At 50.5% G+C, this 11,451-nt stretch carries 10 protein-coding genes; 5 read left to right on the top strand and 5 right to left on the bottom strand.

Annotation, left to right across the window (positions count from 1 at the left end):
• Positions 1 to 11 precede the first annotated feature (11 nt).
• On the top strand, positions 12 to 2,117 hold the full coding sequence (gene cstA / locus GHC22_RS16815) for a pyruvate/proton symporter CstA (protein WP_008784063.1): 2,106 nt from the start codon (positions 12 to 14) through the stop codon (positions 2,115 to 2,117).
• A gap of 63 nt (positions 2,118 to 2,180) precedes the next feature.
• On the top strand, positions 2,181 to 2,378 hold the full coding sequence (locus GHC22_RS16810; RefSeq protein WP_008784064.1) for a YbdD/YjiX family protein: 198 nt from the start codon (positions 2,181 to 2,183) through the stop codon (positions 2,376 to 2,378).
• Positions 2,379 to 2,487: 109 nt separating this feature from the next.
• Here GHC22_RS16810 and GHC22_RS16805 read toward each other — a convergent pair whose 3' ends face one another.
• Positions 2,488 to 3,576, bottom strand: coding sequence for an oxidoreductase (locus GHC22_RS16805; RefSeq protein WP_153753573.1), 1,089 nt, complete (start codon positions 3,574 to 3,576; stop codon positions 2,488 to 2,490).
• 132 nt (positions 3,577 to 3,708) lie between these two features.
• On the opposite strand from GHC22_RS16805, the gene GHC22_RS16800 reads away from it, so the two are divergent.
• Positions 3,709 to 4,869: a pyridoxal phosphate-dependent aminotransferase gene (locus GHC22_RS16800; protein WP_153753572.1), complete on the top strand. Its 1,161-nt coding sequence runs from the start codon at positions 3,709 to 3,711 to the stop codon at positions 4,867 to 4,869.
• Here the strand turns inward: GHC22_RS16800 and GHC22_RS16795 are convergent, their stop codons facing one another.
• The 4 genes from GHC22_RS16795 to dsbG form a co-directional block, all read right to left on the bottom strand.
• A complete protein-coding gene (locus GHC22_RS16795) occupies positions 4,870 to 5,487 on the bottom strand; it encodes a ParB/RepB/Spo0J family partition protein (protein WP_032942666.1) in 618 nt (205 codons plus the stop codon).
• Complete coding sequence (locus tag GHC22_RS16790) at positions 5,472 to 6,695, bottom strand: phosphoadenosine phosphosulfate reductase (protein ID WP_032942667.1); 1,224 nt, start codon at positions 6,693 to 6,695, stop codon at positions 5,472 to 5,474. The genes GHC22_RS16795 and GHC22_RS16790 overlap by 16 nt, the downstream gene beginning before the upstream one ends.
• A gap of 165 nt (positions 6,696 to 6,860) precedes the next feature.
• The gene (locus GHC22_RS16785) at positions 6,861 to 7,763 is read right to left on the bottom strand and encodes a LysR family transcriptional regulator (RefSeq protein WP_153753571.1); all 903 of its coding nucleotides are present in this window, start codon (positions 7,761 to 7,763) and stop codon (positions 6,861 to 6,863) included.
• Positions 7,764 to 7,966: 203 nt separating this feature from the next.
• Positions 7,967 to 8,713: a thiol:disulfide interchange protein DsbG gene (gene dsbG, locus GHC22_RS16780; protein ID WP_032942669.1), complete on the bottom strand. Its 747-nt coding sequence runs from the start codon at positions 8,711 to 8,713 to the stop codon at positions 7,967 to 7,969.
• Positions 8,714 to 9,087: 374 nt separating this feature from the next.
• Here dsbG and ahpC point away from each other — a divergent pair, with 374 nt between their 5' ends.
• Both ahpC and ahpF read left to right on the top strand, forming a co-directional pair.
• Entirely contained in the window at positions 9,088 to 9,651 is a 564-nt protein-coding gene (ahpC, locus tag GHC22_RS16775) for an alkyl hydroperoxide reductase subunit C (RefSeq protein ID WP_002894394.1), read from the top strand.
• 154 nt (positions 9,652 to 9,805) lie between these two features.
• Positions 9,806 to 11,371: an alkyl hydroperoxide reductase subunit F gene (gene ahpF / locus GHC22_RS16770; RefSeq protein ID WP_020996553.1), complete on the top strand. Its 1,566-nt coding sequence runs from the start codon at positions 9,806 to 9,808 to the stop codon at positions 11,369 to 11,371.
• The last annotated feature ends 80 nt before the right edge of the window (positions 11,372 to 11,451 follow it).

The raw sequence follows: 11,451 nt of genomic DNA, 5'->3' as shown, positions 1-11,451 counted from the left end.
GGATAACAACTATGAACAAATCAGGGAAGTACCTCGTCTGGACAGTGCTCTCCGTTATGGGAGCATTTGCCCTCGGCTATATCGCATTAAATCGTGGTGAACAGATCAACGCGTTGTGGATAGTCGTGGCGTCGGTCTGTGTCTACCTTATCGCTTACCGTTTCTACGGCCTGTACATCGCGAAAAATGTACTGGCGCTTGACCCGACGCGTATGACGCCAGCCGTGCGCCATAACGACGGTCTGGATTATGTTCCCACCGATAAAAAAGTACTGTTTGGTCACCATTTTGCGGCGATAGCCGGAGCGGGTCCGTTAGTTGGACCAGTGCTGGCGGCGCAAATGGGCTATCTGCCGGGGATGATCTGGCTGCTCGCTGGGGTGGTACTGGCGGGTGCGGTGCAGGACTTCATGGTGCTGTTTGTTTCTACCCGTCGCGATGGTCGTTCCCTTGGCGAACTGGTGAAAGAAGAGATGGGCCCAACGGCGGGCGTTATTGCGCTGGTGGCCTGTTTTATGATCATGGTGATTATTCTCGCGGTACTGGCGATGATCGTCGTGAAAGCGCTGACCCACAGTCCGTGGGGAACCTACACCGTGGCGTTCACCATCCCGCTGGCGATCTTCATGGGGATTTATCTGCGCTATCTGCGCCCGGGCCGCATTGGCGAAGTGTCGGTCATCGGTCTGGTGTTCCTGGTGTTTGCCATTATTTCCGGCGGCTGGGTGGCTGAAAGCCCGACCTGGGCACCGTACTTTGACTTTACCGGCGTACAGCTGACGTGGATGCTGGTGGGCTACGGTTTTGTTGCCGCCGTCCTGCCTGTGTGGCTGCTGCTGGCCCCGCGTGATTACCTCTCTACCTTCCTGAAAATCGGCACCATTGTTGGTCTGGCGGTAGGGATTTTGATCATGCGTCCAACGCTGACCATGCCAGCGCTGACCAAGTTTGTTGACGGTACTGGCCCGGTCTGGACCGGTAACTTGTTCCCGTTCCTGTTTATTACCATTGCCTGTGGTGCGGTATCTGGCTTCCATGCGCTGATCTCCTCCGGCACCACGCCGAAGATGCTGGCAAATGAAGGGCAGGCCTGCTTTATCGGCTACGGCGGAATGCTGATGGAATCCTTTGTCGCCATTATGGCGCTGGTTTCCGCGTGCATCATCGATCCGGGCGTGTACTTTGCAATGAACAGCCCGATGGCGGTGCTGGCTCCTGCGGGCACGGTTGACGTAGTGGCTTCTGCGGCACAGGTAGTCAGCAGTTGGGGCTTTGCCATTACGCCAGACACCCTGCATCAAATCGCCAATGAAGTGGGTGAGCAATCCATCATCTCCCGCGCAGGTGGTGCGCCGACGCTGGCCGTCGGGATGGCGTACATTCTGCATGGCGCACTGGGCGGCATGATGGATGTGGCATTCTGGTATCACTTCGCCATTCTGTTTGAAGCATTGTTTATTCTGACGGCGGTAGATGCCGGTACACGCGCCGCGCGCTTTATGCTGCAGGACTTGCTGGGCGTGGTATCACCGAGCCTGAAACGTACCGATTCGCTGCCTGCAAACCTGCTGGCTACAGCGCTGTGCGTGCTGGCCTGGGGTTACTTCTTACACCAGGGCGTGGTGGATCCTCTGGGTGGTATTAATACCCTGTGGCCGCTGTTTGGTATCGCTAACCAGATGCTGGCCGGTATGGCGTTGATGCTCTGTGCTGTGGTGCTGTTCAAGATGAAACGCCAGCGCTACGCGTGGGTGGCACTGGTCCCAACCGCCTGGCTGCTGATTTGTACCCTGACCGCTGGCTGGCAGAAAGCGTTTAGCCCGGATGCGAAAATCGGCTTCCTGGCTATCGCCAACAAGTTCCAGGCGATGATCGACAGCGGTAACATTCCGGCGCAGTACACCCAGTCGCAGCTGACGCAACTGGTGTTTAACAACCGCCTGGATGCGGGTCTCACCATCTTCTTCATGGTCGTCGTTGTGGTGCTGGGTCTGTTCTCCATCAAAACTGCGCTGGCAGCATTGAAAGAGGACAAACCAACTTCGAAAGAGACACCGTACGAGCCGATGCCTGAGAATGTCGAAGAGATCGTGGCGCAGGCGAAAGGCGCGCACTAATATTCTCTTAACCAACCAGCCCTCTCCTGAACGGGGAGGGCGTTTGTACGACAGGGAAACACTATGTTTGAAACACTCGCCAAAGCCGGGAAGTATTTAGGTCAAACCGCCCGATTAATGATAGGTATGCCGGATTACGACAACTATGTTGAACATATGCGCGTCACGCATCCGGACCAGACGCCAATGACCTATGAAGAATTTTTCCGTGAGCGCCAGGATGCACGATATGGCGGGAAAGGTGGCGCGAAGTGCTGTTGATTTTTTGCCGGATGGCGCTGACGCTTATCCGGCCTACAACATCGTATTGGCGTAATTTGCGTCGTAGGCCTGATAAGGCGAAGCCGTCATCAGGCAACCCGCACCATAATCACACCGTAAACGACTCTACCTTTTCGAATGCTGCGCGCAGTGTCTCCGGCGTTAACGTTACCGGCAGGGCGTGAATGGACTCCACCGGGCGCAGAGTGTGCGCAATCACTTTGTCGATTTCGGCGCGGTTATTGATGTCCACTTCCAGTTGAGCTAATCGGGTTGGCAGGTTGAATCGCTGATAAGCGGTAATTAACTGCGCCAGCACGTCATCTTGTCCCAGCAGCGCGCTCTGCACCAGGATGCCGTACGCCACTTTGGTGCCGTGTAAAAACTTCTCGGTTTGTGGGAGGACGGTCAGGCCATTGTGAACAGAATGCGCCGCCGCCACGCGTGTGTAGCGCTCACCCAGACCACCAACCATGCCGCCTCCGGCAATAATCGCATCCACCACATCGCAAAACGTGCGGCTTAGCGTGCCTTGTTGTTTGTCTGCCAGCGCCTGCTCGCTGCTTTCCAGCAGGACGTCGCGGATGGTCTGCGCGGCTTGAATACCCAGACGTACTGTCAATGGCAGTGTTTCCGGCTGAGGTGCGAGCACGACGGCTTCATACCACTTTGCCAGCGTGTCGCCGATCCCCGCCAGTAAGTATTCTTCTGGCGCATTGAGAACGATCCCGGGTTCGACCAGCACGAGGAAGTTCGCGTCAGGGAAAATTTCGAAATGTAGTGCCTGGCCCGCATCGTTATACCAGACGGAGAGCGGCGTCCAGGCAGCGCAGGTCGCCGCGATAGTAGGAATACCGACAAACGGCAGATCCAGACGACGGGCCAACGCTTTAGCGGTGTCGAGCAATGTACCACCACCCACGCCAATCACCACACTGCGATCCTCTCCCGACTCTTTTGCCAGTTGGGCAACATCGGTTTCGCTGCAATGTCCCGTAAACAGCAGGCGTTTAGCCTCGGCAAGATGAAAAGCCTCTGGCAGGTAAGGGCGGGCCGCTTCGATGGCGCGTTCACCATAAACCCACACGGCGCGTGAAAGTTGGTCTGCAGTGAAAAAATCGTTCAGTCTCGACAGGCTGCCAGGATGGGAAAAATAGTTGGCTGGGCCGGTGACGACGCGAATTTCGGTATTACTCATGTTGTGTTGTCCTTTTGGCTGTCCTGTCCAGGCAGGTTATTTTTATATAGACGTCTGAACGTCTTGATTGCCAAATACTAGCATCGTGCTATAGTGGCTTCAACCACAACATCACACGCTGGGATAACAATAATGAGTAATAACCCGCTGATTCCGCAAAGCAAACTGCCTAATCTGGGCACCACTATCTTCACGCAAATGAGTGCGCTGGCGCAGCAGCATCAGGCCATTAACCTCTCGCAGGGGTTTCCTGATTTTGACGGTCCACTCTTTTTGCAAGAGCGTCTGGCGTATCACGTCGCGCATGGCGCAAACCAGTATGCGCCGATGACCGGCGTGCAGCCGCTGCGCGAAGCCATCGCGGATAAAACGGCAGACCTGTACGGCTATAAACCTGACGCGAATAGTGAGGTGACTATCACGGCGGGGGCAACGGAAGCATTGTATGCCGCGATCACTGCGCTGGTGCGCCCTGGTGATGAGGTGATTTGTTTTGACCCGAGCTACGACAGCTATGCGCCTGCGGTTGAATTATCCGGCGGTGTGGTTAAACGTATCGCCCTGCAACCACCGTCTTTTCGCGTCGACTGGCAGGCGTTTGGTGCCTTACTCAGCGACCGTACCCGATTGGTTATCCTGAACACGCCACATAATCCTTCTGCCACCGTGTGGCATCACGCCGATTTTGACGCGCTGTGGCAGGCGATTAAAGAACGCGAGATCTTTGTCATCAGCGACGAAGTTTATGAGCATATCTGTTTCGCCAAACAGGGGCATGCCAGCGTGCTGGCACATTCAGAGCTGCGAGAACGCGCTGTTGCTGTTTCATCGTTTGGTAAGACCTACCATATGACTGGCTGGAAGGTCGGATACTGCGTTGCGCCAGCCGCCATTAGCGCTGAGCTACGAAAAGTGCACCAGTATCTGACGTTTTCCGTCAACACGCCGGCTCAGCTCGCACTGGCGGATATGCTACGAGAAGATCCGGCACACTATCGCGAACTGCCCGCGTTTTATCAGAAAAAACGCGACGTGTTAGTGAACGCGCTGCGTGACAGCCGACTGGAAATTCTGCCGTGTGAAGGCACATACTTTTTACTGGTCGATTACAGCGCCGTTTCCTCGCTTAACGACGTGGAGTTTTGCCAGTGGCTGACCACTGAAGTGGGCGTTGCGGCAATTCCGCTGTCGGTGTTCTGCGCCGATTCTTTCCCGCATAAACTGATTCGCCTCTGTTTTGCCAAGCAAGAATCGACGCTGTTAGCGGCAGCCGAGCGTCTGGTTTCGTTGTAGCTATTTCACAGTCCAGGCTTTGGAGAATCGACGGTCAGCAAACAACGCTTGCAGGCCGTTGATTTGCTTCAGGCGTAACACCTCGTCGCTGTCCATACCAAGATCCTTGCCAATTCTTTCTTCACTCCATCCCAGTTGCGATAGCTCGCGGACAATCTCGGACATGGCGTGGATTTGATGACGCCCGCGAGCGCGGTTGTGGCGAATGGTTGCCGCCATACGCTCATGGCGTTCGCGTTCTAAACAGGCAACCGGCAGATATCCTTTCAGCCTGGGCCTCAGTGAGGCTTTGGCTTTACCTAACTCGTGGCGGTGGAAACCGTCGACAATTTCGTATTCTTCAGCCGTTGAGTGAACCACTACAATGGGCTGCGTAAACCCGTCAGCTTCGAGGGACTTCAGCAGCAGCTTTTTCTCCGGTGGCGCAACGTTATTGGGGTTGTAGTCATTGGGTGAAATATGATCATTTTTAACCCAAAGAACGCAATCTACGGGCTCCTCGCGAAAGGGACTGACGCTGTGTATTGCCTTTCTGAATTCATTTATGGCTTCAATTCTCTCTGGTTCTGATAAACCAGAAAGAAAGCCGAGGAGTTCCTGAGTTAATCGCTGTTGCATAAGAGTCCCCATTCCTGGCGTTTTGTTTTCATGCGCTCATTGTAGCGTTGATAGTTTTTGGGTTTCGTTGGACTAAATGAGAGAGCCCGGCACCAATAGTCGTTATTCAGCAGGACCTTACAGATACGCCGCCATGACGGAATATCCACTGAACCAATATCTCTTTCCTGGGTTTGTGGGATATTCTCCATGCCTTTTTTCTTATACCACTGTAAATAGACGGCGATTTTATTGCGGTAATGTTCGGCGGTCGTTTCCGGCATACTCTTCAATAACAGCATGGCGTATTCCTGCCAGCTTAAATGTTCGGGTTTTAATATTTTGCGGTGACCGTAAAAATGGTTGTCCTGACCAGCATATATCCCGCCACTTTTTACCCCGCTGACGCGGGAGCACATCATTGCCCAGCGTTCAGGCTCAATAACATGGTAAAGCCACAGCCCCTGGCGTTGTTCTGGTCCAAAGGGTTCGCAGATACGCATGTATCGCGTGGGAACCCCCGCCTGATACATCAGGTTGTACAGGGGATTACACGGGAGCGTTGACTTGGCAAACCACGTCCAGATGTCAGCAGTTTTCCAGTCATAAATCGGATAAATATACCAGGTATGCCCGCCGGGGGCGCTGGTGGTCCAGGGTTTGTCATCGGCAAAACGCTGTTTTTTCGAGTTCGCAATGGCGACAAAACGATTATATGACTCATCGGCGCGGATCCCGACCATCATGGCGGCTGGTCGTTTCTGCGAAAACCATTCAGCGAACTCACGAACAAATTGCTCGAAAGTCATACCGGGTTGATAGAAAGAGAAAAACTCGGGATCGGTAATGGCATCTGCAGGCGGTTGGCGAACCCATTGAGTACCCGGTTCCCAGCATTGCCATTCAGGCTGAAATTGTGACAGTGAATTTTGTGTCGTCAGCGGCAATGCAACCCAATAAAATTCTTCGATGACATCGGAATAATTCTCGCGTAGCGCCTGGACATAGTCGATAGTGCAGGAAAACTGAGCCTCCCAGTCGATAAATAAGACGTTTATTTTTTTCTGTAACTGGCGGGCAATGGCGGCGGTCAGATGTAACATTAACCCCGAATCTTTACCCCCAGAGAAAGAAACGCAGACACGCGGTAGAGTTTCAAGCGTCCAGGTAATGCGTTCCTGTGCTGCTTGCAGAACATTTTTATCCAACGGTATTTTATAAACAGACATATCAAATCCATATCGAATTTTTATTATTTGCAGCCATAATAAATGTCCGTAATAGGATAAGCTTTTTCTTGCAGCATGCAATATTTAAATATATTCATTATCTGCATGCTATTTTGTTATTGTATATTTTATATGAATTATAATGTGCTTTTAATCATGTTATCCTTAACTATCCAAGGATAGTTTGCTTATGTATTCTGCGAAGGCTTTGTTATTCAAGGATGCCCGGTTATACATTATAAATAATTTTACTTTTGGTAATTCAAAATCGGTTTTAATTTCTTTAAATTTCAATGCTGGCTGATAAATTTCATAAATTTGTCTGGGGATCACACCAATAATATCCGTACTGGCGATAACGTTAGCAATCGAGAGTAAGGAGTCGCTACTAAAACCTACTTTATGGAATGCCATCGATTCGCTGGCACGGGAGCGATAATCTTTAATGCCCTGATCTTCAGAGGAAAAATATGTAAATTGCTCTTGTTGGATTTGTTCGAGTGTGCTCGTTTCATTTATTCTTGGATGGTTGCCACTGCACACTAAAACACAGTCAATGGTCTTGAATTGAGTACATACAATAGAACGATTGTGAACTGGCGTTGTTGTAATCACCAGATCGGCTTTACGATAGGCAAGGATGTTTTCGGCCGTTTCTGCCGACATTAATATATCATGATGCTCAATTTCAATATCTGAGTTTTCTCTGAGGCTATTAATTAAAGATGTCACATTCAGGTTGGTTGTAATTTGTGGACTGTAGATGACGAATTTATTTTTCAGGCTGGAACCGTGCATGATATTGATGGTTTGTTCCAGATTATTGAGATTTTTTTCAAGGTGAAGATGAAGGTTTACCCCTGTGACCGTAGGCGTAATGCCTTTGCCTGAGCGAATAAACAGGGGGTCGTTAAACTGTGTACGCAGTCGCTGTAATGACTGGCTGACGGCTGAAGGGGTGATATACAGTGTTGCCGCAGCTTTACTGATGCTCAAATGTTGATAAATACATTCAAAAATTACCAACAGGTTAAGATCGAATTTTTTGAGGTCATAGAGGTTAGCCATGCATACCTTCCTGTGATGGTAATGTATAGGATAATTCAATTGTTGAATAATTTAAATTCTAATCATTCTTAGAGTTTATGTTTATGGCTTAATGAATAATTAACTTAAACTAAAATAACACAGATTGCTTGATGGTTACGATAAAAATACATTTTAAAGAGTGATTGAAATGAGAACCATAACAATCACTCATTCTGTTACCTTTATTTATTTCCCATAATAATATTTAATTTATCTTTATCGGGTAATCCCACTTCCTGTTGTAACGTATCGTCTTTGCTCATGTAGTAGATCGCGGGCGTCACATTAGCACCTAAATCATCCATGAGTTTTTGGTTGATATTCAGTACTTTCATCTGTTCTGGATGGACAGACGTGGGGATTTCCAGCTTCATTTTCCCGCCCGATGCTTCATAGTCATGCCAGGTTTTGGCCGGATCTTTGGATGCCAGGATTGCAGCAGCGGTTGCCGGGCTTTCGGGTTTGATCACGCCAACCAGCAGCGTACGCAGCTGAACTTTACCGGAATCTACCCATGGGCGCGCCTGCTGCCAGAACTGTTTGCAATAAGGACAGAAGGGATCGGCAAACACGTAAACGATGACCGGGGCTTCTTTTTTCCCGTCCAGAATCCACGACGCTTTTTCCATTCGCTGCCACATCTCACGTCCGGCAGGGGCATAGATCTCTTTTTCTATGAGCGCATTACTGAGGTTTTCTCCTTTTTCATTATACATGTAGCCGGAGATGGCATGTTTACCGTCAGGCGTGACATAGATAGTGACCCCCATGTCCTGGTATTTTCCCAGATAGCCTTTCATTCCACCCGGTGCGTCGAAGGGCTTCAGGATCGTAATTCCCTGTTTCTCAATGGCTTTAACAGGGGCAGGGAGCTCCTCTGCGTGCACGATAGCGGGGAGAAGAGTTAAGAGTAAGGTGCGTTTAAACATTGATTTTCCTTATAAAATCAGCAGGAAAGTGGGCTTAATTGCAAAACCTATCACAGCCATAGGTAAGATCGACGGTCTGTCGATTGCCCTTTCTTTAGTTGGGTGATGTAATCCCCATCGCTGTTACGACCTTTGTTAAGGTAATGTAGAGCGCAACACATAGCCAGCCCTGCTGGCACTGACGTTACCTGCGGGTAGCTCGGGTAATGAGGCTCCCTGCAAAGGGGGCCTTTTTTACTTTTATCTTTAGGTTCACAACATGAGTTTGAGTGGGTTGTTAGTTAACGCTTATTGATTTGATAAAGGAAACGCATTAGCCCTGCGAAGAGATTTTCGTTAACTTATCTCTCAACGAAAACACGGAGGAAGTACAGATGTCTTTGATTAATACCAAAATTAAACCTTTCAAAAACCAGGCGTTCAAAAACGGTGAGTTCATCGAAGTAACCGAGAAAGATACCGAAGGTCGCTGGAGCGTCTTCTTCTTCTACCCGGCTGACTTTACTTTCGTATGCCCGACCGAACTGGGTGACGTTGCAGACCATTACGAAGAACTGCAGAAACTGGGCGTAGATGTGTATTCCGTGTCTACCGACACCCACTTCACTCACAAAGCATGGCACAGCAGCTCTGAAACCATCGCGAAAATCAAATACGCGATGATCGGCGACCCGACTGGCGCCCTGACCCGTAACTTCGACAACATGCGTGAAGATGAAGGTCTGGCTGACCGCGCAACCTTCGTTGTTGACCCGCAGGGTATCATCCAGGCAATCGAAGTTACTGCTGAAGGTATCGGCCGTGATGCGTCTGACCTGCTGCGTAAAATCAAAGCCGCACAGTACGTCGCTTCCCACCCAGGTGAAGTTTGCCCGGCAAAATGGAAAGAAGGTGAAGCAACCTTAGCGCCATCTCTGGACCTGGTTGGTAAAATCTAAGTCGCATAGTTTGTAGGCCGGATAAACGTAGTGCATCCGGCATTCCACAGGCGCAAATTTGCGCCTGTTTCATTCCAGCACCATGACGCAAGTTGCATTAATGCAGTCCTGCAAAATCGGCTTGCATGATGATGTTTTCAGAGAGGGAAGAAGAATGCTCGACACAAATATGAAAACCCAGCTCAGGGCTTACCTTGAGAAACTGACCAAACCTGTTGAGCTGATTGCGACGCTGGATGACAGCGCTAAATCGGCAGAAATCAAGGAACTGCTGACTGAAATTGCTGAACTGTCAGAAAAAGTCACCTTCAAAGAAGACAATACTCTGGCGGTGCGTAAGCCATCGTTCCTGATTACCAATCCCGGTTCTCACCAGGGACCGCGTTTTGCCGGTTCTCCGCTGGGTCATGAGTTTACCTCTCTGGTGCTGGCGCTGTTGTGGACCGGTGGTCATCCGTCAAAAGAGGCGCAGACGTTGCTGGAGCAGATCCGCGATCTCGACGGTGATTTTGAATTTGAAACCTATTATTCACTTTCCTGCCATAACTGCCCGGACGTGGTGCAGGCGCTGAACCTAATGGCGGTGCTGAACCCACGTATCAAACATACGGCGATTGACGGCGGTACTTTCCAGAACGAAATCACCGATCGTAACGTGATGGGCGTTCCGGCGGTATTTATGAACGGCAAAGAGTTCGGTCAGGGGCGTATGACGCTGACTGAGATCGTGGCGAAAGTGGATACTGGCGCAGAAAAACGTGCGGCTGAAGAGCTGAATAAGCGCGATGCTTATGACGTATTGATTGTCGGTTCTGGTCCTGCTGGTGCAGCGGCAGCGGTGTACTCTGCACGTAAAGGCATTCGCACCGGTCTGATGGGCGAACGTTTTGGCGGTCAGGTCCTTGATACTGTTGATATTGAAAACTATATCTCAGTACCGAAAACTGAAGGTCAGAAACTGGCAGGCGCGCTGAAAGCACACGTTGATGATTATGATGTCGATGTGATTGACAGCCAGAGCGCAAGCAAACTCATTCCAGCAGCGCAGGAAGGCGGTTTGCATCAGATTGAAACAGCCTCCGGCGCGGTGCTGAAAGCACGTAGCATTATCATCGCCACCGGCGCGAAATGGCGCAACATGAACGTTCCGGGCGAAGATCAGTATCGCACCAAAGGCGTAACCTACTGCCCGCACTGTGATGGCCCGCTGTTTAAAGGCAAGCGTGTTGCGGTGATTGGCGGCGGTAACTCCGGCGTTGAAGCGGCTATCGACCTGGCAGGTATTGTTGAACATGTGACGCTGCTGGAGTTTGCTCCTGAAATGAAGGCCGACCAGGTGCTGCAAAATAAGCTTCGCAGTCTGAAAAACGTCGACATCATTCTGAATGCGCAAACGACAGAAGTGAAAGGCGATGGCAGCAAAGTTACTGGCCTGGAGTATCGTGACCGTGTGAGCGGCGATGTTCACAATGTGGAACTGGCAGGTATCTTTGTTCAGATTGGTCTGCTGCCGAACACCAACTGGCTGGAAGGCGCCGTTGAACGTAACCGTATGGGTGAAATCATCATCGATGCCAAGTGCGAAACCAGCGTGAAAGGCGTTTTCGCTGCCGGTGACTGCACCACCGTACCGTATAAGCAGATTATCATCGCGACCGGTGAAGGCGCGAAGGCCTCGTTAAGTTCGTTTGATTATCTGATTCGCACGACAGTAGCATAAAAAAAGTAAGACTCACCTGCAATGCCAAAACCGCCAGTCATCCGCTGGCGGTTTTTTATTTCCATACACTTAAATTGTCA

Origin of the sequence: Citrobacter sp. H12-3-2 (genome assembly GCF_009649895.1) — a bacterium.
Classification (GTDB): Bacteria; Pseudomonadota; Gammaproteobacteria; order Enterobacterales; family Enterobacteriaceae; genus Citrobacter; species Citrobacter portucalensis.
Note: the sequence above shows the minus strand (reverse complement) of the source record. Positions and strands in the feature narration are given on the sequence as shown.

Bases quoted from the DNA above. Each gene is read 5' to 3' on its own strand.
- cstA (WP_008784063.1), top strand. From the start codon at position 12: ATGAACAAATCAGGGAAGTACCTCGTCTGGACAGTGCTCTCCGTTATG.
- GHC22_RS16810 (WP_008784064.1), top strand. From the start codon at position 2,181: ATGTTTGAAACACTCGCCAAAGCCGGGAAGTATTTAGGTCAAACCGCC.
- GHC22_RS16805 (WP_153753573.1), bottom strand. From the start codon at position 3,576: ATGAGTAATACCGAAATTCGCGTCGTCACCGGCCCAGCCAACTATTTT.
- GHC22_RS16800 (WP_153753572.1), top strand. From the start codon at position 3,709: ATGAGTAATAACCCGCTGATTCCGCAAAGCAAACTGCCTAATCTGGGC.
- GHC22_RS16795 (WP_032942666.1), bottom strand. From the start codon at position 5,487: ATGCAACAGCGATTAACTCAGGAACTCCTCGGCTTTCTTTCTGGTTTA.
- GHC22_RS16790 (WP_032942667.1), bottom strand. From the start codon at position 6,695: ATGTCTGTTTATAAAATACCGTTGGATAAAAATGTTCTGCAAGCAGCA.
- GHC22_RS16785 (WP_153753571.1), bottom strand. From the start codon at position 7,763: ATGGCTAACCTCTATGACCTCAAAAAATTCGATCTTAACCTGTTGGTA.
- dsbG (WP_032942669.1), bottom strand. From the start codon at position 8,713: ATGTTTAAACGCACCTTACTCTTAACTCTTCTCCCCGCTATCGTGCAC.
- ahpC (WP_002894394.1), top strand. From the start codon at position 9,088: ATGTCTTTGATTAATACCAAAATTAAACCTTTCAAAAACCAGGCGTTC.
- ahpF (WP_020996553.1), top strand. From the start codon at position 9,806: ATGCTCGACACAAATATGAAAACCCAGCTCAGGGCTTACCTTGAGAAA.